The following is a 25,455-nucleotide window of genomic DNA, read 5'->3' as shown; positions in this document are numbered from 1 at the left end:
GAGAACGCCGCGCCGCACTCTTACTGGAAATGCCTAGATGTCCGCGATCCGCTCGAAAAGCCGGACGGGGCTGTCGCGGAACGTCGTATCGCGAAATGGCCGGAAGCCGAATCGGGCGGCGATCGCCAGCGACGGGCTGTTCAGCGGATTGATCATGCAGACGGTTCGCTGCGAAATGCCGCTATCGTCGAACCAACGGATGGCCGCCTCCACCGCCTCGGTCGCGACACCCTTGCCCGCCAGCGCCCCGTCGATTTTCCACATCGCCTCGGGCACGCCGTCGAAATCCTCACCGTTGCCACGGCGCATATGGGCAAAGCCCACCTCGCCCACGATGCGCCCCGTGGCAAGCTCTTCCACCACAAAGGGGCCGAAGCCGAACGCGGACCAATGGCCCAGAAAACGCAAAAGCCGGGCGAAGGCGAGTTCCGGGTCCAGCGGCGCAATCGATACGACCCCTTCGATCTGCGGAACATCCGCGCCCCAGAAGGCGCGATAAAGCGCTTCATCCGCGATGGCATGCGGCCGCAGGACAAGGCGAGCGGTTGTCAGACGTGTCATGAACATGCTCCCCAAACGAAAAAGGCCGGCGCGTCGGCAGACGCGGTCCCGGCCCTTTCACAAATTCAGATCGGCGATTGAACGGTCACTCGGCAACCGTCTTGGCGGTAAACACGATGCGGTCGTCATGCACCTTGTATTCCACCGCCATATTGGCCTCCTCGGCCAGAAGCAGCGTGTAATAGGGCTGAACGGAATGGGCGTCGACCGCCTCTTCCAGCCTGCCCTCGTAAATTTCCACGAACTTGGCCGGCACGCGCATCATCCGGCCCTTGACGGTGATTTCGAACCTGGCGTCGCCGTCGGGGCTTTCCAGCAGCACATCCACATTGCCGCCGCGCGGAATGGCGCCATAAGCCACGAGGAAGAGATTGAGCAGAAGTTTGACACGATTCTTCGCAACGATGGCGCGCGGGCCGTTCCAGCTCACCTCCGCCTTCTTTTCGGCGGCGGCGAAATCCTGGGCGGCTTTTTCGGCCTCACCGGTGTCGATGGACGCGCCGGCGGAGCCGGAAGCACCGAAGGCAAGGCGGGCGAACTTCAGCCGCACGGATGCGTTAAGGGCTGACGTGCGGATGAGATCGAGCGCATCGTCATCCGTACCGCCCTCATCCAGAAGTTCGAGGCCGTTATTGATGGCGCCGACAGGAGAAATCACATCATGGCACACACGGCTGCACAGAAGAGCCGCCAGATCGGGACCGGACAGCGTGATATTGAGTTTGCTGGTCATAAAATTCTCTCCTGCGCAAGGGAGGCGCGGACGGTGTGGAAATTGTTAAGCCATAATGACACCATATTTGGTAAACCGATTGTTAATAGGATGGTTTCAAAATGCCAAATGCCTTAACAGGCCACACTGGAGCCCCGTGTATCCGCAAGGATGCGCGAAACATGCTGTAGAACTTTGACTCTGCGCATCGGCCCTTTCGAAAACCGATTCGGATTTTCGAACCGATGCGCTAACGAAACAGACGGACGGACATGACGATGCGCCTTACGAAAACCCGCACCATTGCACGCCTCGGACTGGGAAAAATTGTCGCGCTCCTTGCGAGCCTCCTGATATGGGTCGCACCGGCCGCGGCCCAGAACAGCGATCAATATTCTTTCCAGGAAGTCGTGGATGCAGGCCACGGATTCTTCGGTGAAACCACCGGCGGCCTTGCCAAGGTGGTGGAGCGCGCCTTCCAGCAATACGGTCTTCCAAACGGTTACATTCTAGGCCAGGAAGGCTCCGGCGCCTTCGTCGCGGGCCTCACCTATGGCGAAGGCACGCTTTACACCAAGAATGCCGGCCAGCACCCCGTCTTCTGGCAGGGCCCCTCCCTCGGCCTCGATTATGGCGGCCAGGGCACCCGCGCCATGATGCTGGTCTACAACCTGCCCTCCGTCGATGCGCTTTACCGCCGTTACGGTGGTGTGAGCGGCTCCGCCTTCATCGTCGCCGGCGTCGGCATGACCTATCTGAAGAGCAGCGACGTGACCCTTGCCCCCATCCGCACCGGTATCGGCGCGCGCCTTGGCATCAATGTCGGTTACCTGAAGCTCACCCAGCAGCCGACCTGGAACCCCTTCTGATTATGCGAGGTGCCACGTCTTTCTTCTCCCCGCCGGGGAGAAGGTGGCCCAAAGGGTCGGATGAGGGGGCACCGTTGCCGTATCTCACCACCCTTGCCCCCTCATCCCGCTGCCGCGGACTTCTCCCCCTCGGGGAGAAGAAACAAGTGGCGCCGGCACCGCCTGTGCAATTGCCGGGAGCCCCCTCCCCACGGTTGCAATAATAGCGTAACGTGCTTTCGCGCCCCTCTTTCCGAATGCGCGCGTATCTGAGTTTCGGAGACTGTCCCGCGTGATCGAATATGCCATTCTCTTCGGATTGGGTTTTCTCACCGCAACCCTGCTGGCCCTGTTGATCGCACCCGCGATCCACCGCCGCATCGTCGCCTATACGGAAAACCGCATACGCGCGACAATGCCCATCAGCCCGCAGGAAGTGCGCGCCCAGAAGGACATGGCGCGTGCGCTCTACGCCGCCGAAAACGCCAAAGTCCGCCAGGAACTGGATACGGAACGGGAAAAGAACACCTCGCTGCGTCTCGCCAACGAGGCCGCCTCCAGCGATGCCTATCGGCTGGGCGAGCAGAACCGCAGCTTCTCCCTGAAAATCGAGGAGCTGACGCTGGAAATCGGCGAATTGCGCGCGGCCCTCGATGCCGCCGAAGAACACGCCGGCGCCGTACAGGCGAACCTCGCACAACAGGAGCAGGCCGCCAACGAGCGCGCCGGCCAGATGTCCGATCTCACCGCGCGCCTCACCAATCTGACGCGCGAGCTGGATGATTCGAAAATCCTCGCCGCCACCCGCGATCTGGAAGCCGAGCAGGCCAAGCAGAGCGCCACGCGTTTCCGCAAGGAAGGCGAGACCGCGACCCGCGAATTGCAGGATGTGGCGGCCCGCAACAAGGAAGCGATGACGGCGGTTGCGCGCGAAAGCCGCAAGGTCACCCGGCTCGAGGAACAGGTCGCGACCGTCATGGCGAAAAACGCCGATCTCGACACGATGCTGACGCTGCGCAACCAGGAAGTCGCCCGCCTTAAGGAACAGCTTGCCGCAACCGGCGGCCGCGCCAACGACATGATCATCCGCCTGCCGAACCCGGCCGTGCCGGTCGAGAAAACGGTTGGCCCATCGCAACCGGTGCCCCCTGCTCCAGCCGCCGCGCTTGAAACCGCACCCGCCGCCGAAGAAGAGGCGGCACCGGCGGTGGCACCGGAGGAAACAGCCCCCCCGGTATTGACGGAGCCAGCGGCGTCGCAAGGTCTGGAGCAGGAAATCGAGGATATCCGCAATCAGGGCACCGCGCTCACCGAACGCCTGCTGAACGTGCGCGGCACCGGCAATGACGAACCCATCCGCCGCGAAATCGCAAGGATCGCCGCCGAGATGATCGCGCTCACCGCCGCGCAGGAGGGCGAAAAATCGCCCATTCCGGCGCTGCTCGCCAAGGCCTCCGGCTCATCGGGGCGGGAGAGCCTTGCGAAGCGGGCGAAAGTGGTGATGGAGAAGCGGGAACATTAGGTCCTCGGTGGGTGTGGTTGTACCCCGCGTTGAGTGTGCGGCTTACCCCCCTCTGCCCTGCCAGGCATCTCCCCCTCAAGGGGGGAGATCAGCTGGAAGCTAACGCTCGTTCATTCGCAACGTTAGAGATGGGCTGAAGAGTGCCGCATATCGATCTCCCCCCTTGAGGGGGAGATGTCCGGCAGGACAGAGGGGGGTAAGCCACATATGCCGAAGCGATAAAGTGGCACTGATCTAAACCCGCCCCATAACCCCCGCCATCTGATAAAGCGCCAGCCCCGAAGCCGTCCCCGCGTTCAAACTGTCGAGCTGCGGCGATTGCGCAATCCGTGCGGTATGAAACCGCGAGAGCACCGATTGCGGCAGCCCCTCGCCTTCCGTGCCGATCACCAGCGCCATGCGCTCGGACCGGGGAATATCGCGAATCTCGGTTTCGCCACCCGGCGAAAGGCTCCAGATAGCAAAACCGGCCTCGGAAAGCCACTCCAGCATCTCCACCGCCCCGCCGCCGCGATGCCAGGGAACCGAAAGCACCGAGCCGACGGAAACGCGCAGCGCCTTGCGATAAAGCGGATCGCATGAGGTCTCGTCCAGCAACACCGCATCGGCATAAAACGCCGCCGCATTGCGGAACATCGCCCCCAGATTATCGTGATTGGAAATGCCGCAGCCCACAAGCACCAGCGACGAGGCGGGAAGTGCCGCCGTCATCTCTTCCAGTCCCCGATCCTGAACCCGCCGCCCAAGCGCCAGAATGCCGCGATGCAGGTGGAACCCGACGATGCCATCCAGCACCGGCGCTTCCGCCACATAAACCGGCACATCCGGCGGGAAATCGGCAAGGATATCCGCGACGCCGGAAAGCCGGTTTCTGAGGATGAGGATGCTCTCGGCCGCAAAGGCGCCGCCCGCTTTATGCGCGGCGGCCAGCATGCGCAGCACCACCGTTCCTTCGGCAATGAAACGGCCCTGACGCCCAGTCAGGTCACGCTCGCGAATATCGCGAAAGGCGGCGATGCGCGGATCGGCCGGGTCCTCGACCGGTATCAGCGCCCGCCCATCCAGCAGCTTATTGGCCTCACTGGCCATCGACCGTCACATCGGCGAGGAACCGGCCGGCCGCGACGTTGAAGACCAGCGCCTTGCGGGTGCCGTTGGCGAGCCGCCCGTAAAACAGCATGTCGCCGCCGGAATAGCTGACATTGTCGATCGTGAAGCCCTGCGGCAGGCTGGCGGTGACGGCAAGCGGCCCGTTGCCGGTTGGAACGGCGAGGTTCGGCGCTTCGCTCTGCGTCTGAACGGCCTTCGACGGCCCCATCGCCTTGTAGACAACCGCACCGAAGACGGCCATAAGGCTGATAAACATCACGGAGCCCGACACGATCTGCAAACGGATCATCTTGCGGCGAACTTTTTCCATGGCCGGATCAAGCGGCTTGTCTTCCTGTTCGTCTTGCTCGATCTGCGTCATCGGGTTCCCTGAAATGCTGATGGATCGGAAAAATAAGAATGAACGACCCCTTTAAACAAGGCGGAGACGCAAGGAAAGTCCTGATTGCCGGGGAAAACGCCGAAGGTCGCCTCGATTCCTGGCTGGCAGGCGAAGTGGGCGGCGACTTCTCCCGCAGCCGGCTGAAAGCGCTGATCGAGCAGGGCGCGGTCTCCATCAACGGCCAGCCGGTGACGGAGCCGAAAAAGAAGGTGCATCCGAAGGATCGCATCGAAATCGTCATGCCCGAGCCGGAAGACCCGGAACCCAAGGGCGAGGACATTCCGCTCGACGTGGAATATGAGGATGAAGACCTGATCGTGCTCATCAAGCCCGCCGGTCTCGTCGTGCATCCGGGCGCCGGCAACTGGACCGGCACGCTGGTCAACGCCCTCATCCACCATTGCGGCGACAGCCTCTCCGGCATTGGCGGCGTCAGGCGACCGGGCATCGTGCACCGGTTGGACAAGGAAACCTCCGGCGTCATGGTCGTGGCGAAGAACGACAATGCCCACCGCCATCTCGCCGCGCAATTTGCCGACCATGGCCGCACCGGGCCGCTGGAGCGCGCCTACAAGGCCGTTGTCTGGGGCCGCCCGCGCACCCTGCGCGGCACCATCGACGCAGCACTCGGCCGCAGCGCCGACCGCACCAAACGCGCCGTCAAGCACGAGGATTCGGACGATGCCCGCGAGGCAATCACCCATTACGAGGTGATGGAACGTTACCATGAGCGGCCGGACGCCACCTGCCTCGCCTCCATGGTGGAATGCCGCCTGGAAACCGGCCGCACCCACCAGATCCGCGTTCACATGGCCCATATCGGCCATCCGCTGATCGGCGATCCCGAATATGGCGCGGCCTTCCGCACCAAGGCGAACCTTCTCGAAGAACCGGCAAAGAGCACCGTCCGCGGCTTTCCGCGCCAGGCCCTGCATGCCTATCTGCTCGCTTTCGAACATCCGCGCACGGGCGAGGTGATGGAATTCGAAACCGACCTGCCGGATGACATGGAAGCGCTGACCGCCGCATTGCGTGGCTGAAAACCTGCATGGCGCGGTCAAAAAAACTGCGCCATGCATTTCGCCGGAAGCCCCGGATAATAAAAAAAGATTAGCGGATAGCGATATTCCGCAGTCGGTCCTTTTTATAGACCGCCCCAATTTCGCTTCAATCGTCACACCTCCTCGGCCCCGCAAAGCCTGAAATCGCCGCTATCGAACCGTGGCGATTGCAAGCCTGCCAAATAAAGCCGCAGGGACGCCATTCGTTCGATCCGCCCCCCGAACGGAACCGGCATGATGACGGGATCTATCGCATGAATATCGAAGACCGCCGGTTTATCTTTCAGGAGTTGCGCAGCGTCGAAGGCTATATCGACCCGCCCGATGCGCTCGTCTTCAAGGCGCTGTTGCAGGCCCAGACGAAAAGCGGCCTCCATGGCGGCATGGCGGAAATCGGCGTTTATTACGGCCGCTCCTATTTCCTGCTGCGTAAATTCGCCGGGAGGCAGGAAAAGGTGCTGGGCGTCGATCTCTTCGATCTCGATCCGCCCGAAGATGGCAGCCTCGACCAATATGAACGCCTGATGGAAAACGGCCGCCGGCTGGGTTTCGCCATGGATGAAGACCTGATCATCAGGGGCGACAGCACGCAGCTGGCGCCCGCCGAGATTACCTCCCGCATCGGCCCCGCCCGCTTCTTCAGCATCGATGGCGGCCACAACCTGCACCACGTGCTGGCCGATGCGAAACTGGCGATGGAGGTGATCGCGCCGCATGGCGTCATCGTCTTCGACGACACTTTCAATCCTGCCTGGCCGGAAGTGACGGTGGGCGTCGCCGATTTCCTGCGCACCCATGGCCACAGCCTCGTCTGCTTCGGCATGACGAAATACAAAACCTATGTCTGCCGCCGGGAATTTCACGCGACCTATGCGGGCGCGATTGCCGCCGATCCGGATCTGCAGGCGCTTGCCCATGTGGAGACGCAGTTCCTCGGCTCGAAGGTGGTGCGCCTGCACAATCCCATGCGCCGGCGGGTGATGTATGAGCTGATGGTCCGCTCCGGCCTTGGCGGTTTTTCGGAACGAATCTACCGTTCGAAAGTTAAACAGGTCAAAGAAGGTGTCACTGGAACATAACGCATGTGTGAACGCAGCGTTCGCTTGAAACGCGGCGGGCGCGTACATATCTGTCACATGGGTTCGTGCGGGGTCGGTAACGACCCGCAGCTTACGGTGTGCCTCCGGCGGGTCAGTCGCCGATCAAAGAGGGTGCCGTTCCAGACCATAGATAAGGGGGTGCTTTATGGCCCGCAATAGTTTGCCTACGATTACAGCCGGCGAAGCCGGTCTCAATAGATATCTCGACGAAATCCGTAAATTTCCGATGCTGGAGCCGCAGGAAGAATACATGCTTGGCAAGCGTTATGCCGAGCATGGCGACCGCGACGCCGCGCATAAACTCGTCACCAGCCACCTGCGTCTCGTCGCCAAGATCGCCATGGGTTACCGCGGTTACGGCCTGCCCATCGGCGAAGTCGTCTCCGAAGGCAATGTCGGCCTGATGCAGGCGGTGAAGAAGTTCGATCCGGAGCGCGGTTTCCGCCTGGCCACCTATGCCATGTGGTGGATCAAGGCCTCGATCCAGGAATATATCCTGCGCTCGTGGTCTTTGGTGAAGATGGGCACGACCGCCAACCAGAAGCGCCTGTTCTTCAACCTGCGCCGGCTGAAAGGCCGCATCCAGGCAATCGACGATGGCGATCTGAAGCCGGAGCATGTCAAGGAAATCGCGACGAAGCTTCAGGTGTCGGAAGAAGAAGTCATCTCGATGAACCGCCGCCTGCATGGCGACGCCTCGCTGAATGCGCCGATCAAGGCGTCCGAAGGCGAGTCCGGCCAATGGCAGGACTGGCTGGTGGATGACCATGACAGCCAGGAAGACGTGCTGATCGAACAGGACGAGCTGGAAACCCGCCGCCGCATGCTCGCGAAAGCCATGGGCGTGCTGAACGACCGCGAGCGCCGCATCTTCGAAGCCCGCCGGCTTGCCGAAGACCCGGTGACGCTGGAGGAACTTTCCTCCGAGTTCGACATCAGCCGCGAACGCGTGCGCCAGATCGAGGTTCGCGCCTTCGAGAAGGTGCAGGAAGCGGTGCAGAAGGAGGCCCTTGAAGCCGCCCGTGCGCTGCGTGTGGTGGATGCGTAAGGCGACACGCGCCTGACGCCAATGCGTTGACCATGAATCATCCTCGGCCTTCGGCCGGGGATTTTTTGTTTGTAAAAGGCGGGCGATGGCAAATGGTCTGTCTCTGAGACCCATGATTGTGCTGGAGGAGAAGCGGTAGGGAAAATATCCGCATTTCGGAGTATGCCGCTTACCCCCCTCTGCCCTGCCGGGCATCTCCCCCACAAAGAGGGAGATCGGCAAGACGAGCTGCGTTGCGTTATCTCCGACCGTCAAGAAAAGCGAAACCTCGCCGCGAGTCGATCTCCCCACCTGTGGGGGAGATGCCCGGCAGGGCAGAGGGGGGTGAGCCGCACCCACCCACATCACCAAAACCCATCACCCGACAAAGCAAAGACAACGCCGCAGCCATTCCACAAGCACGTCGCCCTTTGCCATATAACAAAAAGGGCGGCCTGAGCCGCCCTTAAACCATCACTGCCCGGTCGCCGGCGTTGCCGCCGCCCATTCGCTGAGCGCCTTGTCGAAGGCGGCGATGCCGTCATTGCCCTTTTGCAGGGTCAGCAGCGCACGCCGGCCGTTGCGGTAGGAAACCGGGATATCGATCCAGTTGCGGCTCTTCAGAAGCTCCAGATTGGTCTTCATCGCATCCGGGAAGTCGTTGAGCGCGATCATGTGGAAATCGTCGGTGATCTTGGCCGGAACCGCGATCAGCGCGTTGCCGCGATCCTGCTCGGTGCTCTTCATCGCGATGCGCTGGACGCTGTCGATAGCGCCGCCTTCGAAGCCGGGCGAAACCGAGAAGACGATCTCGATCAGATGGCTGGCCGGCAGCGACGGATCGGTATTGCGCTTGAAGGTGATAAGCGCGCTGAGGCCACGGCCGGGAACGGTGATCTGGCCCTGCACGGTCGGAGAGGGTTTGCCCTCACCGTCGTTTTCCTGCTGCAGCGACCAGGAAACGCTGCCCTGAATGGCGGTCGGCACCGTCTGGCCCAGCACTTCCTCATAAAGGAACATGCGGTCGCCGGCAGCGGCCGCAGGCTGCTGCGCCGGCGGCGTGCCGGCAGGTGTTCCGGCGGGCGCACCGGCATTGTTGGCCGGAGCCTCGCCCGCAGGCGGCGGCGCGACATTCTGCTCATAGACCGACTGGCCTTCGGCGGTGACCGGCTGGCCGTTCGCACCGGCGGCAGGTCCCTCGTCACGCTCGGTGCCGTCGGCCAGAAGCCGCTGGGTGAACTTGGTGCCGGTGACGGAGCCGTCATCGCCATGGGTCGGGGTCTGATGGTTGGTCGGGGTTGTCGGCTGCTGCCCCGTCGCAGGCGGCTGCTGGGTCGCCGGCGGTGTCGAAGTCTGCGCCTCACCCGTGCCGTTCGAAGCCGTCTGGCTGGTGCCGCCGTTCTGTGCGGAACTGACCAGCCCGCCGACCATATCGTTCAGCGCATCGCGGTTCATCCACACGGCATAACCGCCGCCGGCAAGCAGCGCCACGCCGACAAGGGCCAGCACCAGCGACGCATAATTGCGGCGCGGCTTCTTCTTGACCATATAGGCGGGCGTTGCGGCGGCAGCGCCCACGCCATTCGTTTCGCCCGAAGCCTGACGGGTGGAGGACGATGCGCCGTCATAACCGATCAGCTCGTCCAGATCGTCCCAGGGCGTGCGTTCCTTGTTGTCCTTTGCCACTGCTGCCTGATCGCCGAAGAGATCGTTATCCGCGCGCGGCAGCGCCGGCGCGTCCTTGGCGGGAATGGCAATATCCGCATCCTGGAAATAGGACGAGAAATCCTCGACCACGGCCGCCTTTTTCGGAGCCTGCTCTTGCGGCTGGCGATGGTCGTCAAAATCGTGCCGGCCACCAAACGCCGGAGCATGCTCCACGGCGGCGGGGCCGAAATGGTCGTCCGCCTCGCGCCGCTCATCCTTTTCGTAAGGGGCGGGCTCGAAACTTACTTCCGGCTCCTGGTAATGCTGCGCGGCATAACCGGCAACGAGCGGACGTTCGTCGGTCTCGTTGCGAACCTCTTCATATTCCTCGGCGGCGGGACGCACATCGTCGTCCTGCGCTTCGTCGAGCTTGCGCCAGTCATCCTCATCCACCGGCTGCGCCCAATGGGAGGGAACGGAATCATCGGCAGCGCCAAGCGCCGTTTCAGGCTCCGGCTGGTGAGCCGGCTCTTCATCCGCCCGTGTGAAATAGGTGCCGACGGCTTCGTCGGAAGCGTGCGCCGGGGCGGGAGCGGCATGAACCGTTTCCGGCGCATCATAAAGCTCTTCCGGCTCGCGGTCGCCGTGATGCTGCTCCTCATCGGCAGCGGTGTCAGCGTGTCGGGGCTCTTCCTCTTCGGCCGCGTCTTCGTAAGCCGGCTCCGATTGCGCGGGTTCAGCGGATGCGGGCTCTTCGTAGGCCGGCTCGTGCCGCGCCTCTTCCCGGTCGGCATCCTCTGCCGGCTCGGCGGCGCGGGCCTCGTCTTCGTCGGCAGCATCCTGCTGGTAATAGGATGCCGCCGTCTCTTCCGCAGCGGGAGAGACAGCGTCATCTTCCTCCAGCGCCGGAAGCGCCTCGGCATATTCGCTGTCCACCTCGGCTATGGCGGCGTCCAGCTTGGCGATCTGCCGGCGCAACAATTCTTCCGGCGGACGTGGCTTCATATTCTCGAGTTGGCGCACAACCGCACTGCGCGCCTTGTCGTAAACCTTCGCCCGGTTTTCGGGAGTATTGTTCGCCAAGCCATCCACGGCCTTGCGAATGACTGCTACAAAATCCGCCATAAGCACTTTCTCGTCGTGACCGGCGACGTACCGGCCCGATATGGTTTATGAATCTAGATCGCCGAGGACATTAATCCTCAAACGGATCAGTCACAAGTATGGTGTCGTCACGCTCCGGACTTGTCGACAGAAGTGCGACAGGCGCCCCGATCAATTCCTCGACCTGACGGACATATTTGATTGCCTGAGCAGGCAAATCCGCCCATTTTCGGGCACCGACGGTAGATTCCTTCCAGCCTTCCAGCGTGACGTAGATCGGCTCGACGCGCGCCTGCGCGCCCTGGCTGGCCGGAAGATGGTCGATTTCCTGCCCGTCCAGCTTGTAACCGACGCAGATTTTCAGCTCGTCGAGACCGTCAAGCACGTCAAGCTTGGTGAGCGCGATGCCGGTAATACCATTGGTGGCGACCGACTGGCGCACCAGTGCGGCGTCGAACCAGCCGCAGCGGCGCTTGCGGCCGGTGACGGTGCCGAATTCATGGCCCTTTTCGCCGAGGAACTGACCGATCTCATCGTTCAGCTCGGTCGGGAACGGACCTTCGCCGACGCGGGTGGTGTAAGCCTTGGTGATGCCGAGAATATAACCCAGCGAACCCGGACCCATGCCCGAACCGGCGGCGGCCTGGCCGGCAACCGTGTTGGAAGAGGTCACATAGGGGTATGTGCCGTGGTCGATATCGAGCAGCGAGCCCTGCGCGCCTTCGAACAGGATGCGCGCACCGGCGCGGCGCTTCTTGTCGAGCAGCAGCCAGACGGTTTCGCTGAACGGCAGGATGCGCTCGGCAATCGAGCCCAGCTCTTCCATGATCGTCTCGTGCGAGACTTCGGTTGCACCGAAACCGCGGCGAAGCGCATTGTGATGCGTCAGGATGCGATCGACCTTGGCGGAAAGCGCCTCCATGTCGGCGAGATCCATGACGCGGATGGCGCGGCGGCCAACCTTGTCCTCATAGGCCGGGCCGATGCCGCGGCGGGTGGTGCCGATCTTCGTGCCGCTGTTCGAGGCCGCGTCTTCGCGCATGCCGTCCAGCTCGCGGTGCAGCGAAAGAATGAGGGTGGCATTGTCGGCGATACGCAGGTTTTCCGGGGTAACCTTCACGCCCTGCGCTTCCAGACGGCCGATTTCGGCGATCAGCGCATGCGGATCGACCACGACGCCATTGCCGATGACGGCGAGCTTGCCGGGACGCACGACGCCGGACGGCAGAAGCGAAAGCTTGTAGCTGATGCCATCGATGACAAGCGTATGGCCGGCATTGTGGCCGCCCTGATACCGCACGACGACATCTGCCCGCTCGGACAGCCAGTCGACAATCTTGCCTTTGCCTTCGTCGCCCCACTGCGAGCCGACCACCACAACATTCGTCATTTCTTGCTTTCCTGCTCATGGCGCTTGCGCGCCCGATAACCCGATGGGAAACCCAAACCCGCGAATGTATACTGTGTTGTTTTACGGAAAGCGACCCTGTTTCTTATGGAGAATTTTGCTTTTTCCGTGACAAGGCGCGGATTTCCCGCATTATCTCGCCCCGTGGGGGCCAGGCGCGGGCGCAAGACCGCCATTCACCCCTTAGCCGTTTTCCCGCCCCGTGAAGAAGCGAAACATCAGCGTGCCCTCCAAAGCCTATATCGCCCTCATCATCGCCACGCTCTGCTGGGGCGGCAACACCGTTGCCGGCAAGCTGGCCGTTGGCCACATCAGCCCCATGGCCTTCACCTTCCTGCGCTGGGTCTTCGCCGTCGCCATCATCTTCGCCATTTCCGTGCCGCAGCTCATCAAGGACTGGCCGGTGGTGAAAAAACGCCTGCCCTATTTCCTCGTGCTTGGCAGCGTCGGTTATACCGCCTTCAACGTGTTTCTCTACACGGCTCTGCAACACACCTCGGCCATCAACGCCGCCGTCATCCAGGCCGGCATTCCCATGGTCATCTTCGTGCTGAATTTCATGCTGTTCCGCACCCGCGTGCTGTTCGGCCAGATCGCCGGCTTCTGCCTCACCATCGCCGGCGTGGCGCTTCTCGCCTCGCATGGCGATCCGGTCTCGCTGCTGCAACTGGAAATGAATGTCGGCGACGCGATCATGCTGCTCGCCGTGCTGGTCTATGCCATCTACACCGTCATCCTGCGCTGGAAACCCGCCGTCGACTGGCGCACGCTGATGGCCATCCCCGCCTTCTTTGCCCTCGTTACCTCGGTGCCGCTGATCTTCTGGGAAATCTCACGCGAGAGCGTCGTCTGGCCGGATCAGAAGGGCTGGGTGCTGGTGGTCTATGCCGCCATTTTTGCCTCTCTCGTCGCGCAGATCCTGTACATCAAGGGCGTTGAACAGATCGGCGCCAACCGCGCCGGCCTCTTCATCAACCTCGTACCCGTCTTCGGCACCCTGCTATCGGTTATCGTGCTCAGCGAGACGCTGCACACCTATCAGATCGTCGCTCTTATCATGGCGCTGGCGGGCATTGCCGTCGCGGAACGAAAAAAATCGCCGGCTTCCTGAACCAACAGGGTCAGGAAAACCGGCGCAGTCTGGCAGGCATGAAAGAATGGAGCATCGGACCGAAAATCTTTCCGATGCTCGAACGAAAGGTCAGAGCGCGGTTTCGCGCTCGGCCGGAGAAAAGACGGCGTTGCCAAGGACGATCTCGCCCTTGTCGGTGGTGACGATCAGCACTTTTTCGAGCGATCCGTCATTGTTCAGCGAAAAGGCAAGGCGCAGCGCGCTGGAGGACCAGCCGGCGCCGGCAAGGGCCGTGCGCTTGATGGCGGCGCAGTCACCGCAATCGCCAAGGCTCAACGGCGGCGTTGCCGGAACATCGGTTGCAAAACCGGAGAAATAATCGTCGAGCGCGCCCATGGTGGCGTTCACATCGCGGTTGACGCGCAGCAGTTCCTCGCGGCGCTCACCGGTCAGCGGCGCGGCGATGGTGGAGACGCATTGGCCGGCGGAAAGAACGCAGCCGTCGAAACCGCCCGGTGCCGAAACACCGATCTGCGTCACCGCAGACTTCTCGACGGCGGCAAAACCGCGGGCAAAACCGGCAGCGCCAGCCGCGTCGGCATGATTGGACATGGAAGCAACGGCAATTCCGCAGATGGCGGCAGCAATAATCTTCTTCAGCATTTCATACCCCGTTTTGCGATCCGCCGGCTTGTGCCGGTCTCGATTTCTGTTTTGTGGAGCGCCTCTTGAAGGGCCGCTCCCCGTCTGTGATCCCACAATGGCACAGCACTGTTTTCAGCCGCTTTAAGCCGATTGCTACAATTTTATCGGTTTTCATTTTTGTACAGCGGACGCTTTTTTTCGAATATGCGCCGATACCGTCACCGCGAATTCCGCGGCAACGTTGGGAAGCGATATAGGGGCCGCATCGCTGCGGGGGGTATCAAAGGGTATTGCAGGGTTTGCAGACGATGCGGCCCCGGCTTGAAACATATGACCCGTCCGCCAAACCGGTTCCTGTTTGGAGGATGGGCATATGCCGGCCGCCTCAACCGTGACATCGGGAAACTCCCCGGTTTCGGCCGCCTGCCCCGCCCACCTTGCGCCGCGCGCACGCCTGATGACCGGGATGGGCAAAGTATAGCCGGGCCGGCGGGACCGTGGACGTGCGGGGATGAACGCTTCTTGAAAGAAGGCGCCGGGGAGGCGGCCTCGCCCCATCCCGGCCACAGGAATTTTCAGCGGGTTAACGGCCGGCCGATCGGCGGCATTTGAATTAACCTTGTCTTAAAACCCGACGTTAATGGTTAGCAATTTAAGAATAGCGGAACGAAAGGGTTCCGTTATGCGTGGCGTATTTGCCGTTGTTTTTCTGATGCTCGTTCTGGCCGGCTGCGCCACCGCACCGTCGCAGGTGACCAATGCCTGTGCGATTTTCGAGCAGCGGAACGGCATCTTCAACAACTGGCGGCGCGATGCGAAAGCGGCTGAGCGCGAATTCGGCGTGCCCGTGCCTGTCATGATGGCGACGATCTATACCGAATCCGCCTTCCGCCCCTATGCGCGGCCGCCGCGCACCAAGCTTCTCGGTTTCATTCCCTGGACACGCCAGTCGAGCGCGTATGGTTATGCACAGGCGCTGGACGGCACATGGAGCGTTTACCAGCGTGAAACCGGCCGCTGGTCGGCAAGCCGCACCGATTTCACCGATGCCATCCACTTCGTCGGCTGGTATCATGCCAAGAGCCGGCGCGAAAACGGCATTTCGCTGAACGACCCCTATAATCTCTACCTCGCCTATTACTCCGGCCATGCCGGTTATGCGAAGGGCAGCTGGCGCAACAATTCCGCGGTCCAGAAGGCCGCCCGCCGCTCCGCCAACATGGCGCTGCGTTACGAGGCGCAGTTGCAGCAATGCGGATATCGCTGAGGCGGCGGCACAGGCGAATGCCGGCTTAAAAGCCGGCATGGCGCAGACATCCAGTTAAGCATTATAAGCCGCCAGAAAACCCCTGACCGCATCGATCTCGCCGGAGCGGATTTCATGTCCGCCCGGATGCCACACGGTTTCCACCGTACCGCCCTGTGCCTTGAGGCTCTGTTCCAGCGCCTTCGTCAGCGGCACCGGGCAGATCGGATCGCGCTCGCCGGCCGTGATCAGCACCCGGCGCGAGGCCTTGGCAGGAGAAGTCTTCGGCTCGAACGGGATGAGCGGATGCATCAGCACCGCCGCATCGAAAAGCCCGGGTTCTTCGATCAGCACATTGGCGAGAATATTCGCGCCGTTGGAAAAGCCGAGGCCGACGATCGGACCGGCCTGATAATGCTCCCGGTTCGCCCTGATGAAGTCCGCCATCTTGACGGTCGCCCGTTGAAGGTCGGCCATGTCGTAGACGCCCTCTCCCGTGCGCCGGAAAAACCGCGCCGCGCCATGTTCGGAGACATCGCCAACGGGTGAGAGAATGGTCGCCTCAGGCAGCAGGCGCGAGCCGAAATCGAAGAACTGGTTTTCATCGCCGCCGGTGCCGTGCAGCAAAACGAAAAGCGGTGCACCGGCAACGCCGGCGCGGGATTTGTGGAAATAGCTGTCCCTGGTCATGGGAGGATCCTTTCTGAAAGGAAGAGGTTCAACGGCTTCCGCGCGGCTTCTCAGCCAGGCGCGGAAATCTCACGTGGAGCAAGGGGCTTCCGCTGGTTTCTTCTCCCCGAGGGGGAGAAGGTCGCGGCAGCGGGATGAGGGGGCAAGGGTAGAGATATGCGGCAACGTTGCCCCCTCATCCGACCCTTCGGGCCACCTTCTCCCCGATGGGGAGAAGAAACGGGACGCCACGTCCTGCCAAACTCAATGGCCAAGCCCCGGACGGTCAAACCGCCTTCTCGTCCCCCAGCGGCTCCAGATGCTCTTCCAGCACGGAGCGCAGATGCGCGTGCTGGGTCGGCAGCTTCAGCGCCTCACCGAGATGGGCGGTGTCCTCGTCGCGGTCGAAACCGGGCTCGTTGGTCGCCACTTCGAACAGCACGCCGCCCGGCGTGCGGAAATAGATCGCCCAGAAATAATCGCGATCGATCACCGGTGTCACCTGATAGCCGGTATCCATCAGCGCCTTGCGCACCTCCAGCTGCTTTTCGCGGTTTTCGACCGCAAAGGCGATGTGGTGCACGGACCCCGCACCCAGCCGCGCGCCAGAAATATTCGGCATGGTTTCGATGTCGATGAAATCGGCACCGTTGCCGCCGGGAATACCGAGGCGCAGAACGCCATCCTGACGATCCACTTCCTGATAGCCCATGAATTTCAAAAGCTCGGCGGTCGCACCTTCATCGCGAAGTCGCAGCGACGCACCCTGAAAACCATGGATCGCCTGATCCGCGCCGACGCCGTTGCCGATCCACTGCGCACGGTTGTCATCCCTGACCTCGACCAGCGCAAAGCCGTCGCCATCGGGACCTGCGAAATGCAGGCGCTTGTTACCGAAGGCTTCATCGGCCTTCAGGCCATCCACGCCGGCCTTGGAAAGGCGGTCCTGCCAGTAGCCGAGCGATCCTTCCGGAACGGAAAACAGCGTCGTGCCTACCTCACCGGTGCCGGGACGACCGCGGGCGATATGCGGGAACGGAAAATAGGTCATGACGGAGCCAGGCGTGCCGACTTCATCGCCATAATAGAGATGATAGACGTCAGGCGCGTCGAAATTGACCGTCTTTTTAACCCGGCGCAGGCCGAGCGTATCGGTGAAAAAACTGTTGTTCTGGCGCGCGCTCGCCGCCATGGACGTGACGTGGTGCAGGCCCTTGATCTGGTTGAGCATGATAAACCCCTTTTGCCTGGCGGGCCTCACGGTTGGGGCCTGCCCTGTTCATGGCGTAAAGATGGGGTAACAGCGCTCTCAGGCATAGAGAGGACAACGGGAACGGATTGTTCCCGAATGATGAACGATAAAACCGACTGTTCAACGAGCCCGATAGGGCAGCTCAATGATCGTCGGCGACGCCCAGGGTCCAGTAGCCGACAGCGCGCAGCGATGCTTTCGGGAAAGAAATCTCGTCGGTAAGGAAGGATTTTGCCGCCCTCGCCTCGGATTTTTCGCAGGCGACAAAGACATGCAGGCCGTCATGATCCGCGCTCCAGCCATGGTCGCGCAGCGCCTTTTCGATGAGGCCGGATGTGCCGGCGGGCTTGCCGCGGCGATAAAGCCATGTCCACTCGACATTTGCCGCGCAGACGATCTCCTGCCGCTCGGCTTCATCGTCGATTTCCGCATAGACGCTGAGCTTTTTGCCGGCCGGCATTTCGGCCGCCATGCGCAGCATCACCGGCAGCGCCGTCTCGTCACCGGCAAAGACATAACGCTCGGCTTCCGGGCAAACACCGCTCGGGCCGATGATGCCGAGAACATCGCCGGGCTTCGCCGTCGCGCCGAAGGTTGCGCCCGGCATGTGGTCGCCCTCATGCATGACGAAATCGATATCGACTTCACCGCGCGCGATATCGCCGGAACGGATGGTGTAGACACGCCGTGTGAGAAGATCGTCGCCCGCCGGCCAGACGATGGCCCCGGTGGGCGCAAGATAAGGCCAGACCGGCGCGCGGGCCTGATCCGGCACCAGAAGCAGGCGCACATGCATGCCGCCGGTCAGCAGCCTTTCGATGCCGCTTTCGACGGAAACCACCAGCCGGCGCATATGCGGCGTCAGATTATAGGCGCGGGCGACCTTGCCGACGAAGAGATTGGGCAGCTCACGCTGTTGCGCGCCATGGCCGCTCCAGCGGAAATCCAGCCCCGTCTCGCCGGAGAATTCGACGATATGCTCGGCCACCATGGCCTTTACCGACATCAATATATGTTCGGAAATGCAGCTCACCCTTGCGGCGAAACGGCCGCCCTCGGCGCTGAAGCTGCCATGGCCGTATTCCGTCCTGAACCGCACTGTCGCGCCTTCGCGTTCCATCTCCATATGCTCGGAAAAATGATCCTCGAAAGCATCGACGATCGACAGCGGATCGGGCAGCGAGACGGAGGTTTCGGCAGACAGGAGAGACACGGGCATAATCCTTCACTTTGCAGTCCGGTTATCTTTAATCCCGACAACCGCGAAGCGTAAAGGTATTTTATGAGTGTCTAGAGAAGGTTTTTGTCGCTTCCCACCGTTTCCGGCAATTGCCAGTCGATCGGCTGGCGGCCATGGGAGGCGAGAAAGGCGTTTGCCTTGGAAAAATGGCCATTGCCGAAAAAGCCGTTATGGGCCGAAAGCGGGGACGGATGCGGCGAGCGCAGCACGAGATGCTTGCGCTGGTCCACGAAGGCCGCCTTTTTCTGGGCATAGGAACCCCAAAGCAGGAAGACGACATGGTCGCATTCGTCGTTGACGGCGCGAATGACGGCGTCGGTGAATTTTTCCCAGCCCTGCCCCTGATGCGAGGCGGCGCGGGATTCTTCCACCGTCAGCACGCTGTTGAGCAGAAGCACGCCCTGTTTCGCCCAGCTTTCCAGAAAGCCGTGACCCACCGGGCGAATGCCGAGATCGCTCTGCAATTCCTTGTAGATATTGACGAGCGAAGGCGGAATGCGCACGCCGGGCTGGACGGAAAAGCACAGCCCATGCGCCTGACCGAGCCCGTGATAAGGGTCCTGGCCTAGAATGACGACCTTGACCTCATCGAGAGGCGTGAGATCCAGCGCCCGGAAATAATCCGCACCCCTGGGGAAAATGCGCTTGCCGGCGGTCTTTTCGGCAAGCAGGAACTCCTTCAGCTTGAGCATATAGGGGCTGGCGAATTCGCCGGAAAGAACGCGTTTCCAGCTATCCTCGAGTTTGACGCCTGCCTCTGCCATGCCCGCCTCTCCCATAATCGCGCTTATTTGAACCGGTTGCCGCGTTGCAGCACTTCGATCTTGTAACCATCCGGATCGCAGATGAAAAAGTATTTCGCGAAAGGCTGGCCCTTATAATCGGCTTCGATGATTTTTCCGGGGGAAAGGCCGATCTCGGTGAAGCGCTGGTGCTCGCCATCCACATCGGCCACACTGACCGCAAGGTGACCATAGCCGTCGCCCAGCGCATAGGGCACTTCGCGACCCCGGTTAACGGTCAGTTCCAGCTCGAAATCGCCCTCGGCATTGCTGAGATAGATCAGCGTGAAGTTTTCGAACTCGGCGCGTTCCGCAACCTCAAGCCCGAAAGCCTGTTTGTAAAATTCCACCGAACGCTTTTCGTCCAGCACCCGGACCATCGAGTGGATCAGCTTGGCCATGGTGTTTTCCTTCTTCTTCTCAACCTTTGACGGCCCGGTTATGCTCCGGGCATCGCGGCCCAAGGGGATAAAGACTGCGTGCTTCGCTTTCAACCCTAAAGGCGCTTTTAGACCGACGGGCCAAACGCCGATCACGATAAATGTGATGGAGAAAACCTCTGCTTCGCCCCGTGCGGTAAGGCTCTGCGACAACGACCTGCGGCAACAGGGATGACAGATTCAATGCCGCCGCTCTATCATGAGTAGAGAACTCATGATACCGGCTTATGCATGCGCCTTCTTTATCTCTGTCTTGGCTGGCTTATGGTCGCGACCGGCATTGTCGGCGCGTTTCTTCCCGTTTTGCCCACCACGCCGTTCCTGCTTCTGGCGCTCTGGTGTTTTTCCCGCTCCTCGCCAAGACTCGAGGCATGGCTGCTGGCCCACCCCAGATTCGGCCCTTCGCTGCGGCGATGGCGCGAACGCGGCGCAATCGCCCGCAACGCCAAGGTCGCAGCACTTTCTGCCATGTCTGTCAGTTACGCCGCTTTCTGGTTTCTGAGCGAGCCGCCGCCGCTGCGGGCCGCCATCGTCGCCGCCGTCATGCTCGGCTCCGCGCTCTTCATCGCCACCCGGCCGGAAAGCTGAGGCGAAGGACGGTCCTTAACGGTGGCGCGACTGCGGCAGCACGTAAGGAATATGCCGCGCCGGCAGCCGGCCGACGACACCGCCAATGCCATAGACCCTTGCAATCGTCTCGTCGCTGATCGTTTCCAGCGAGGGGCCGCTCGCCGTCACCCGGCCGCCATGCATGACGATAAGTTGATCGGCAAATTCCGCCGCAAGGTTGAGGTCGTGCAGGATGGCAAGCACCAGCCCGCCGCCGCCTGCAAAGTCGCGCGCCGTTTCCAGCACCGCGATCTGGTGGCCGATATCGAGACTCGCGGTGGGCTCGTCGAGGAAGAGCGCCCGCGCCTCGCCATTTTCCATCGGGTTCGGCACCTGCGCCAGCGCCCGGGCAAACTGCACCCGCTGCTGCTCACCGCCGGAGAGCATGTTGTAGGACCGCTGCTCGAAACCGCGCAGCCCGGCCTTGGCGAGCGCGCGGCGTGCCTGCTCTTCCGGCGCGCGAGACCCCTGTGCGACAGCCCCCATCCGCACGATTTCGAGCGCGGTGAAGGGGAAAGCAAGCTGGGTGCTCTGCGGCAGCACGGCCCTGAGACGGGCGAGCTGGACCGGCGTGAAGGCCGGCAGGTCGATGTCGTTATAGGTCACCGAACCGCCCTCGGCGCGCATTTCGCCCGAGAGAACCTTCATCAGCGTGGATTTGCCCGCACCGTTGGGGCCGATGATGACATTGACCTTGCCGGGCTTCAGATCGACGCTGACCGCATCGAGAAGCCGGCGGCCGGAGCGGATGAGAGTGAGGTTTTCGGCCCGGATCATGACATGTTCCGCATGGAAAAACCGCCGCGTCCCAATAGCAGGAACAGGAAGACCGGCGCGCCGATGAGCGCCGTGACGACGCCGATGGGCAGTTCCGCCGGTGACGCGACGGTGCGGGCGAAACTATCGGCCAGAAGCAGAAGTGCTGCCCCGCCAAGTGCGGAGGCCGGCAGCAGGAAGCGGTGCGACGGGCCGATGGCGAGCCGCAGAAGATGCGGCACGACGATGCCGACGAAACCGATCGAGCCGGCCGCCGCCACGCTTGCCCCGCAGGCGGCGGCAACGGCCAGAATGACGATCCGCTTCAGCCGCTGCACCGGAATGCCCATGTGAAAGGCGGCGGCATCGCCCAGAATGAGCGCATCCAGCCCGCGCGCGACGAAGGGAATGATGGCCAGCACGATGACGATGAAGGGCAAGGTGGCGAGCACCTTGGCGGGCGTGGCCCCGCCGAGCGAACCGAGCGACCAGAAGGTAATGTCGCGCAGCGCCCGGTCATCGGCCATGAAAATCATCAGCCCCGTCAAAGCACCGCTGATCGCCGCCACCGCGATGCCGGCCAGAATGAGCGTGGTGGTGGAGGTGGCGCCATCCTTCGTCGCGATCAGGTAAAGTACCCAGGTGTTCAGCAACCCGCCGAAAAACGCCATCAGCGGCAGAAAATGCGGGCCGAAAAACACGGCGACGGTGGCAAGCGCGCCTTCCCCGAGAGAAATGGCCGCGACCGCGAAGAGCGCTGCACCCGAGGTGACGCCGACAATGCCGGGATCGGCCAGCGGATTGCGAAACAGGCCCTGCATCATCGCCCCCGAAACGGCAAGCCCCGCGCCGATCAATATGCCAAGCGCCGTGCGAGGCAGACGAACCGCCTCGAGAATGACCCTGTCGCGCGCATCGAGCTGATCCGCGCCGCCGGTGAAATAAGCCCAGAGTTCGGACATGCCGACGCCCGTGGGTCCGCTGACCAGCGACACGCCACAGGCAAACAGCAGGATGCCGACGAGCACGGCGAGGGTGACGACCCCCTGACGGGATCTGTCGCCCGCAACCCTGCCTTCAGCGGAACTCAAGGCTGCAAGGCTCACGGCTTCACCACCTCAGGATAGAGCTTGGCTGCCAGCTCGCGGCCCGCAGCGGGCGTGCGCGGGCCAAAACCGATGAGATAAAGCCCATCCATGCTGATGAGCGCCTTGCTGGCAGCGGCAGGCGTGGACTGGAAGGCCGGCAGCGCGAAAGTCTCATCCGCCTTGGCGGCGTGGTCGCCGCGCGCCATGGTCAGCACCACGTCGGGTGCCGCGGCAATGACCGCCTCATCCGTCAGCGGCTTGTAACCCGTGATCTCCTGAGCCGCATTGATGCCACCTGCCATTTCGATGATCGCGGCGGCTTCTGTATCCTTGCCCGCCGCCATGATGCGGCCACCGGCGGTGGAAAGCACGAAGAGAACCCGCTTCCTGCCCTTTTCCGGCACGGCGGCGACATCTTTGGCGAGCGCATCGAGCCCGGCCTTGGTCTCGGCAGCCAGCGCCTTCGCCTTGTCAGAAAGACCGACTGCCGCGCCGACATCCTCGATCTTTTTGGGGATGGCGTCGCCGCTCGGCGGCGTATCGACGGTGACGAACGGCACCGCACTTGCCTTCAGGATGGCGATGACATCCGCCGGGCCGGACCCGTCTTCGGAGAGGATGAGATCGGGCTTTTGCGACAGGATGCCTTCCGACGAGAGCGCCCGCATGTAACCGATATCCGGCTTGGCAAATGCATCGGCCGGATAGCTGCTGGTGCTGTCACGCGCAACGACGCGGTCTCCTGCGCCCAGCGCATAAAGGATTTCGGTGACCGTGCCGCCCACCGCGACGATGCGTTTCGCTTCCGGATTGCCCTTGTCCGAAGCCATGGCGGCAGGTGCGGCAAAGGCGATTGCGGCGGGCACGAGAGCGGCGAAAACGAAGGAACGAAGGCGGGAATTCAACATGGCGCTATCCTGAAACACGACCCGGCGCGGCTTTCCCTGCGCCAATTAATCTTGAGTTCTTTACACATGTTTATGGGCGGCGCAATCGATAAGTGGAGTAAATTTGTTCGCTTTGTCGTGAACCCCTTTCCAACCTCCCCGCGGCTGGATATCCTGACTCAAACTGGAAACTTAAAGGGAGAATTTCATGTTTATCGCAATGAACCGTTTTCGTGTCGTGCCGGGTTATGAAGAAACCTTCGAATCCATCTGGCGCGAGCGCAAATCGCATCTGAGCGAATTGCCGGGCTACATCGAATTTCACATGCTGAAAGGCCCGAAGGCAGATGACCACACGCTTTATGCCTCGCACACCGTCTGGGCCACCAAGGACGATTTCCTCGCCTGGACGAAATCCGAACAGTTCCGCGCCGCCCACGCCAAGGCCGGCGAAAATCGCGGTAAGGTGGAATATCTCTCCGGCCCGCATTTCGAAGGCTTCGACGTCATCATCCATGAAGACAAGAATGGCGAACGCCGTTCGATTGCCGCCTGAGGCCGCCCGATGAGCATTGCAGCCCAAAAGACCGACGACGACAGGCAGGCCCGCGCCGCCGCTGCGCTCGCCGAAAAGCCTGATGGTATCGTGGAGGCCATCGCCGCCAAGGCCGAGGTGACGCCGGCCGAAATCCTGGCGATCCTGCCGGAAGGTGCCGCCGTTTCCGCTGCCGCCGACCGCTTCGACGCCATCTGGAACGAGATGCGCGGGTGGGGCGAAGTCCTGATGATCGTGCAGACCGGCGATATCGTGTTCGAAGTGCCGGGCCACCTGCCGGAAGGCAGCGAAAGCCACGGCTGGTTCAACATCCACGGCGACAGCCCCATCGGCGGTCACATCAAGAAGGACAATTGCGCCGGCATCACCTTCGTCGACCGCGGCTTCCACGGCCGCCGCTCCTGTTCCGTCTGGTTCATGAACGCCGCCGGCAGCGCCATGTTCAAGATTTTCGTCCGCCGCGACGAGAACAAGGAACTGCTGGCCGGGCAACTGGCGAAGTTCGAAGCGCTGCGGGACGGTTTCCGCGGCTGAGACCCGTGGGGAGGCTGCCAGCAGCCTCCCCACTGCTTTCATAATCGCACGCACGCGTCATCATTCGCCTGGGACCTCACCGGCTCACGCGTGAGAAAACAACCACCGGTTCATCGCCCGTTCAGTGCCGTTTTTTATCATCCGCTGAAATTTGATCGGCACCAGCACGGAGCAAGCACCATGACCGACCGCCAACCTCTTCTTTCGCGCCGCAGTTTCGCCGGGCTTGTTGCGCTTGCGCCGCTTTTTGCAGCGGGCGGCGCGGCTGCCGCACCGGCAAGCCTGCGCGGCAGCGTTTCCTATCGCGAGCGCATCGCCCTGCCGCCGGGCGCGACCGTTACCGTGCGGCTGATCGACGTTTCGCTGGCGGATGCGCGGTCGCAGACGATTGCCGAGACCACCATCCGCCCGCGTGGGCAGGTGCCGGTGCCCTTCGTGCTGCGTTATGATGACCGCGACATCCGTGGCCGCCGCTCCTATGCGCTGAGCGCCGAAATCCGCGACCGCGACCGGCTGCTCTTCACCACCACCCGCCGTTATTCGGTGCTGACCGGCGGTCGCGACGATACCGACCTCGTGCTTGAGCGCGTCGGTGCCGGCCCGGGCCGGCCGGAGCCGGAAGCCGGTATCGATGGGCGCTGGCTGGTACAGGACATCCTTGGCGAGCGGGTTCGCGGCCGCCGTCAGGCGACGCTGGAAATTACCCGCGAGGGCCGCGTTTCCGGCAATGCCGGTTGCAACGGCATCGGCGGCGAGGTGAAGATCAGCCGCAACCGCGTCGATTTCGGCCGGATGATTTCCACCCAGATGGCCTGCGTGCCTGACATCATGCGCCAGGAACGGCAGTTCATCGAAGCGCTGGAGGGCGCCCGCTCCTTCAGGCTGGAGCCGCGCCGCGGCACGCTCGAACTGCTCGACGGTCGCGGCCGCACGGCGATGCGCCTGCGCCGCGCCTGAGGCCGGCAACCTGCCGAAACACCCTGCGTCGCCGTGCTGGCCCAAATGGTGCTGGCCATGGAACATTCCATGTCGCTTCCGGCACGGCGCGCTGCCCTTTCCCGCCCTATGACTTTGGCTGCGTTCGTCTTGACGCTTTGCTCCGCCGCAGAGCTGCGCTATGGAACGCGCCGAACTGCGCTGGCTGATGCCGGCGCGACGTCTTTGAGGGAAAACGAATGACATCCTATGTTCTGACCG

At 62.3% G+C, this 25,455-nt stretch carries 26 protein-coding genes; 11 read left to right on the top strand and 15 right to left on the bottom strand.

Translation table 11 applies throughout. The annotated features are described in order from the left end of the window. Nucleotides 1-33 precede the first annotated feature (33 nt). Both L904_RS14975 and chpT read right to left on the bottom strand, forming a co-directional pair. Nucleotides 34-561: a GNAT family N-acetyltransferase gene (locus L904_RS14975; RefSeq protein ID WP_035260669.1), complete on the bottom strand. Its 528-nt coding sequence runs from the start codon at nucleotides 559-561 to the stop codon at nucleotides 34-36. Between the two features lie 85 nt (nucleotides 562-646). Beyond that, nucleotides 647-1,294, bottom strand: a complete 648-nt coding sequence (gene chpT / locus L904_RS14970; protein WP_003522930.1) for a histidine phosphotransferase ChpT — start codon at nucleotides 1,292-1,294, stop codon at nucleotides 647-649. Between the two features lie 251 nt (nucleotides 1,295-1,545). Here chpT and L904_RS14965 point away from each other — a divergent pair, with 251 nt between their 5' ends. Together L904_RS14965 and L904_RS14960 are read left to right on the top strand one after the other, a co-directional pair. Then, entirely contained in the window at nucleotides 1,546-2,142 is a 597-nt protein-coding gene (locus tag L904_RS14965) for a DUF1134 domain-containing protein (protein ID WP_003522931.1), read from the top strand. Between the two features lie 271 nt (nucleotides 2,143-2,413). After that, entirely contained in the window at nucleotides 2,414-3,643 is a 1,230-nt protein-coding gene (locus L904_RS14960) for a hypothetical protein (RefSeq protein ID WP_059762581.1), read from the top strand. Nucleotides 3,644-3,877: 234 nt separating this feature from the next. On the opposite strand, the gene L904_RS14955 is transcribed toward L904_RS14960, so the two are convergent. Further along, on the bottom strand, nucleotides 3,878-4,732 hold the full coding sequence (locus tag L904_RS14955; RefSeq protein ID WP_035259708.1) for an RNA methyltransferase: 855 nt from the start codon (nucleotides 4,730-4,732) through the stop codon (nucleotides 3,878-3,880). Beyond that, nucleotides 4,722-5,114, bottom strand: coding sequence for a hypothetical protein (locus L904_RS14950; protein WP_035228055.1), 393 nt, complete (start codon nucleotides 5,112-5,114; stop codon nucleotides 4,722-4,724). Before L904_RS14950 ends, L904_RS14955 begins: the two co-directional genes overlap by 11 nt. Nucleotides 5,115-5,152: 38 nt before the next feature. Between L904_RS14950 and L904_RS14945 the strand changes: the two genes are divergently transcribed. The 3 genes from L904_RS14945 (at nucleotide 5,153) to rpoH (ending at nucleotide 8,344) form a co-directional block, all read left to right on the top strand. Next, complete coding sequence (locus tag L904_RS14945; protein ID WP_035259711.1) at nucleotides 5,153-6,175, top strand: RluA family pseudouridine synthase; 1,023 nt, start codon at nucleotides 5,153-5,155, stop codon at nucleotides 6,173-6,175. A gap of 275 nt (nucleotides 6,176-6,450) precedes the next feature. Beyond that, nucleotides 6,451-7,275: a class I SAM-dependent methyltransferase gene (locus tag L904_RS14940; RefSeq protein WP_059762583.1), complete on the top strand. Its 825-nt coding sequence runs from the start codon at nucleotides 6,451-6,453 to the stop codon at nucleotides 7,273-7,275. 166 nt (nucleotides 7,276-7,441) lie between these two features. Continuing rightward, the gene (rpoH, locus tag L904_RS14935; RefSeq protein WP_003522581.1) at nucleotides 7,442-8,344 is read left to right on the top strand and encodes an RNA polymerase sigma factor RpoH; all 903 of its coding nucleotides are present in this window, start codon (nucleotides 7,442-7,444) and stop codon (nucleotides 8,342-8,344) included. A 453-nt stretch (nucleotides 8,345-8,797) separates the two neighbouring features. Here the strand turns inward: rpoH and L904_RS14930 are convergent, their stop codons facing one another. Both L904_RS14930 and L904_RS14925 read right to left on the bottom strand, forming a co-directional pair. Continuing rightward, a complete protein-coding gene (locus tag L904_RS14930) occupies nucleotides 8,798-11,095 on the bottom strand; it encodes a hypothetical protein (RefSeq protein WP_059762585.1) in 2,298 nt (765 codons plus the stop codon). A 70-nt stretch (nucleotides 11,096-11,165) separates the two neighbouring features. Next, the gene (locus tag L904_RS14925) at nucleotides 11,166-12,464 is read right to left on the bottom strand and encodes an adenylosuccinate synthase (RefSeq protein WP_003522583.1); all 1,299 of its coding nucleotides are present in this window, start codon (nucleotides 12,462-12,464) and stop codon (nucleotides 11,166-11,168) included. Between the two features lie 241 nt (nucleotides 12,465-12,705). Here L904_RS14925 and L904_RS14920 point away from each other — a divergent pair, with 241 nt between their 5' ends. Then, the gene (locus L904_RS14920; protein WP_003522584.1) at nucleotides 12,706-13,593 is read left to right on the top strand and encodes a DMT family transporter; all 888 of its coding nucleotides are present in this window, start codon (nucleotides 12,706-12,708) and stop codon (nucleotides 13,591-13,593) included. A gap of 90 nt (nucleotides 13,594-13,683) precedes the next feature. Here L904_RS14920 and L904_RS14915 read toward each other — a convergent pair whose 3' ends face one another. Then, nucleotides 13,684-14,217, bottom strand: coding sequence for a transglutaminase-like cysteine peptidase (locus L904_RS14915; protein WP_020809727.1), 534 nt, complete (start codon nucleotides 14,215-14,217; stop codon nucleotides 13,684-13,686). Between the two features lie 664 nt (nucleotides 14,218-14,881). On the opposite strand from L904_RS14915, the gene L904_RS14905 reads away from it, so the two are divergent. Beyond that, nucleotides 14,882-15,466, top strand: coding sequence for a transglycosylase SLT domain-containing protein (locus L904_RS14905; RefSeq protein WP_003522586.1), 585 nt, complete (start codon nucleotides 14,882-14,884; stop codon nucleotides 15,464-15,466). Between the two features lie 54 nt (nucleotides 15,467-15,520). On the opposite strand, the gene L904_RS14900 is transcribed toward L904_RS14905, so the two are convergent. From L904_RS14900 to L904_RS14880, 5 genes are all read right to left on the bottom strand, one after another. Beyond that, entirely contained in the window at nucleotides 15,521-16,135 is a 615-nt protein-coding gene (locus tag L904_RS14900) for an alpha/beta hydrolase (protein WP_020809729.1), read from the bottom strand. A 265-nt stretch (nucleotides 16,136-16,400) separates the two neighbouring features. Continuing rightward, nucleotides 16,401-17,345, bottom strand: a complete 945-nt coding sequence (locus tag L904_RS14895; protein WP_020809730.1) for a VOC family protein — start codon at nucleotides 17,343-17,345, stop codon at nucleotides 16,401-16,403. A gap of 163 nt (nucleotides 17,346-17,508) precedes the next feature. Next, nucleotides 17,509-18,585, bottom strand: a complete 1,077-nt coding sequence (locus L904_RS14890; RefSeq protein WP_020809731.1) for a siderophore-interacting protein — start codon at nucleotides 18,583-18,585, stop codon at nucleotides 17,509-17,511. Between the two features lie 71 nt (nucleotides 18,586-18,656). After that, nucleotides 18,657-19,370 carry a uracil-DNA glycosylase gene (gene ung, locus L904_RS14885; RefSeq protein ID WP_035259732.1) on the bottom strand — a complete coding sequence of 238 codons (714 nt, stop codon included), beginning with the start codon at nucleotides 19,368-19,370 and terminating at the stop codon, nucleotides 18,657-18,659. Nucleotides 19,371-19,393: 23 nt separating this feature from the next. Further along, a complete protein-coding gene (locus tag L904_RS14880; protein ID WP_003522591.1) occupies nucleotides 19,394-19,789 on the bottom strand; it encodes a VOC family protein in 396 nt (131 codons plus the stop codon). A gap of 270 nt (nucleotides 19,790-20,059) precedes the next feature. Between L904_RS14880 and L904_RS14875 the strand changes: the two genes are divergently transcribed. Further along, a complete protein-coding gene (locus L904_RS14875) occupies nucleotides 20,060-20,416 on the top strand; it encodes a YbaN family protein (protein ID WP_020809733.1) in 357 nt (118 codons plus the stop codon). A 15-nt stretch (nucleotides 20,417-20,431) separates the two neighbouring features. Here L904_RS14875 and L904_RS14870 read toward each other — a convergent pair whose 3' ends face one another. Genes L904_RS14870 through L904_RS14860 form a run of 3 tightly spaced genes read right to left on the bottom strand, consistent with a single transcriptional unit; the run spans nucleotide 20,432 to nucleotide 23,189 of the window. After that, on the bottom strand, nucleotides 20,432-21,214 hold the full coding sequence (locus L904_RS14870; protein ID WP_020809734.1) for a heme ABC transporter ATP-binding protein: 783 nt from the start codon (nucleotides 21,212-21,214) through the stop codon (nucleotides 20,432-20,434). Continuing rightward, on the bottom strand, nucleotides 21,211-22,299 hold the full coding sequence (locus L904_RS14865) for an iron ABC transporter permease (protein ID WP_020809735.1): 1,089 nt from the start codon (nucleotides 22,297-22,299) through the stop codon (nucleotides 21,211-21,213). The genes L904_RS14870 and L904_RS14865 overlap by 4 nt, the downstream gene beginning before the upstream one ends. Continuing rightward, nucleotides 22,296-23,189, bottom strand: a complete 894-nt coding sequence (locus tag L904_RS14860) for a hemin ABC transporter substrate-binding protein (protein WP_031233725.1) — start codon at nucleotides 23,187-23,189, stop codon at nucleotides 22,296-22,298. Before L904_RS14860 ends, L904_RS14865 begins: the two co-directional genes overlap by 4 nt. 187 nt (nucleotides 23,190-23,376) lie before the next feature. Between L904_RS14860 and L904_RS14855 the strand changes: the two genes are divergently transcribed. The 3 genes from L904_RS14855 (at nucleotide 23,377) to L904_RS14845 (ending at nucleotide 25,215) form a co-directional block, all read left to right on the top strand. Continuing rightward, nucleotides 23,377-23,724: an antibiotic biosynthesis monooxygenase gene (locus L904_RS14855; protein ID WP_003522597.1), complete on the top strand. Its 348-nt coding sequence runs from the start codon at nucleotides 23,377-23,379 to the stop codon at nucleotides 23,722-23,724. A 9-nt stretch (nucleotides 23,725-23,733) separates the two neighbouring features. Continuing rightward, nucleotides 23,734-24,258 (top strand): heme utilization cystosolic carrier protein HutX, encoded by a 525-nt coding sequence (gene hutX, locus L904_RS14850; RefSeq protein ID WP_020809737.1) that lies wholly within the window; start codon nucleotides 23,734-23,736, stop codon nucleotides 24,256-24,258. Between the two features lie 180 nt (nucleotides 24,259-24,438). Next, entirely contained in the window at nucleotides 24,439-25,215 is a 777-nt protein-coding gene (locus tag L904_RS14845) for a YbaY family lipoprotein (protein ID WP_020809738.1), read from the top strand. Nucleotides 25,216-25,455: the final 240 nt, after the last annotated feature.

The organism is Agrobacterium sp. LY4 (genome assembly GCF_001526585.1).
In the GTDB taxonomy this organism is placed as follows: Bacteria; Pseudomonadota; Alphaproteobacteria; order Rhizobiales; family Rhizobiaceae; genus Agrobacterium; species Agrobacterium leguminum.
This window is presented reverse-complemented; position numbering and strand designations above follow the sequence as displayed.

Excerpts from the sequence above, each read along its gene's own strand:
- L904_RS14975 (WP_035260669.1), bottom strand. The coding sequence starts at position 561 with ATGACACGTCTGACAACCGCTCGCCTTGTCCTGCGGCCGCATGCCATC.
- L904_RS14855 (WP_003522597.1), top strand. The coding sequence starts at position 23,377 with ATGTTTATCGCAATGAACCGTTTTCGTGTCGTGCCGGGTTATGAAGAA.
- L904_RS14930 (WP_059762585.1), bottom strand. The coding sequence starts at position 11,095 with ATGGCGGATTTTGTAGCAGTCATTCGCAAGGCCGTGGATGGCTTGGCG.
- L904_RS14915 (WP_020809727.1), bottom strand. The coding sequence starts at position 14,217 with ATGCTGAAGAAGATTATTGCTGCCGCCATCTGCGGAATTGCCGTTGCT.
- L904_RS14940 (WP_059762583.1), top strand. The coding sequence starts at position 6,451 with ATGAATATCGAAGACCGCCGGTTTATCTTTCAGGAGTTGCGCAGCGTC.
- L904_RS14860 (WP_031233725.1), bottom strand. The coding sequence starts at position 23,189 with ATGTTGAATTCCCGCCTTCGTTCCTTCGTTTTCGCCGCTCTCGTGCCC.
- L904_RS14925 (WP_003522583.1), bottom strand. The coding sequence starts at position 12,464 with ATGACGAATGTTGTGGTGGTCGGCTCGCAGTGGGGCGACGAAGGCAAA.
- L904_RS14905 (WP_003522586.1), top strand. The coding sequence starts at position 14,882 with ATGCGTGGCGTATTTGCCGTTGTTTTTCTGATGCTCGTTCTGGCCGGC.
- L904_RS14950 (WP_035228055.1), bottom strand. The coding sequence starts at position 5,114 with ATGACGCAGATCGAGCAAGACGAACAGGAAGACAAGCCGCTTGATCCG.
- L904_RS14895 (WP_020809730.1), bottom strand. The coding sequence starts at position 17,345 with ATGCTCAACCAGATCAAGGGCCTGCACCACGTCACGTCCATGGCGGCG.
- L904_RS14945 (WP_035259711.1), top strand. The coding sequence starts at position 5,153 with ATGAACGACCCCTTTAAACAAGGCGGAGACGCAAGGAAAGTCCTGATT.
- L904_RS14900 (WP_020809729.1), bottom strand. The coding sequence starts at position 16,135 with ATGACCAGGGACAGCTATTTCCACAAATCCCGCGCCGGCGTTGCCGGT.
- L904_RS14955 (WP_035259708.1), bottom strand. The coding sequence starts at position 4,732 with ATGGCCAGTGAGGCCAATAAGCTGCTGGATGGGCGGGCGCTGATACCG.
- L904_RS14890 (WP_020809731.1), bottom strand. The coding sequence starts at position 18,585 with ATGCCCGTGTCTCTCCTGTCTGCCGAAACCTCCGTCTCGCTGCCCGAT.
- L904_RS14965 (WP_003522931.1), top strand. The coding sequence starts at position 1,546 with ATGACGATGCGCCTTACGAAAACCCGCACCATTGCACGCCTCGGACTG.
- hutX (WP_020809737.1), top strand. The coding sequence starts at position 23,734 with ATGAGCATTGCAGCCCAAAAGACCGACGACGACAGGCAGGCCCGCGCC.
- L904_RS14870 (WP_020809734.1), bottom strand. The coding sequence starts at position 21,214 with ATGATCCGGGCCGAAAACCTCACTCTCATCCGCTCCGGCCGCCGGCTT.
- rpoH (WP_003522581.1), top strand. The coding sequence starts at position 7,442 with ATGGCCCGCAATAGTTTGCCTACGATTACAGCCGGCGAAGCCGGTCTC.
- L904_RS14845 (WP_020809738.1), top strand. The coding sequence starts at position 24,439 with ATGACCGACCGCCAACCTCTTCTTTCGCGCCGCAGTTTCGCCGGGCTT.
- chpT (WP_003522930.1), bottom strand. The coding sequence starts at position 1,294 with ATGACCAGCAAACTCAATATCACGCTGTCCGGTCCCGATCTGGCGGCT.
- L904_RS14875 (WP_020809733.1), top strand. The coding sequence starts at position 20,060 with ATGCGCCTTCTTTATCTCTGTCTTGGCTGGCTTATGGTCGCGACCGGC.
- ung (WP_035259732.1), bottom strand. The coding sequence starts at position 19,370 with ATGGCAGAGGCAGGCGTCAAACTCGAGGATAGCTGGAAACGCGTTCTT.
- L904_RS14880 (WP_003522591.1), bottom strand. The coding sequence starts at position 19,789 with ATGGCCAAGCTGATCCACTCGATGGTCCGGGTGCTGGACGAAAAGCGT.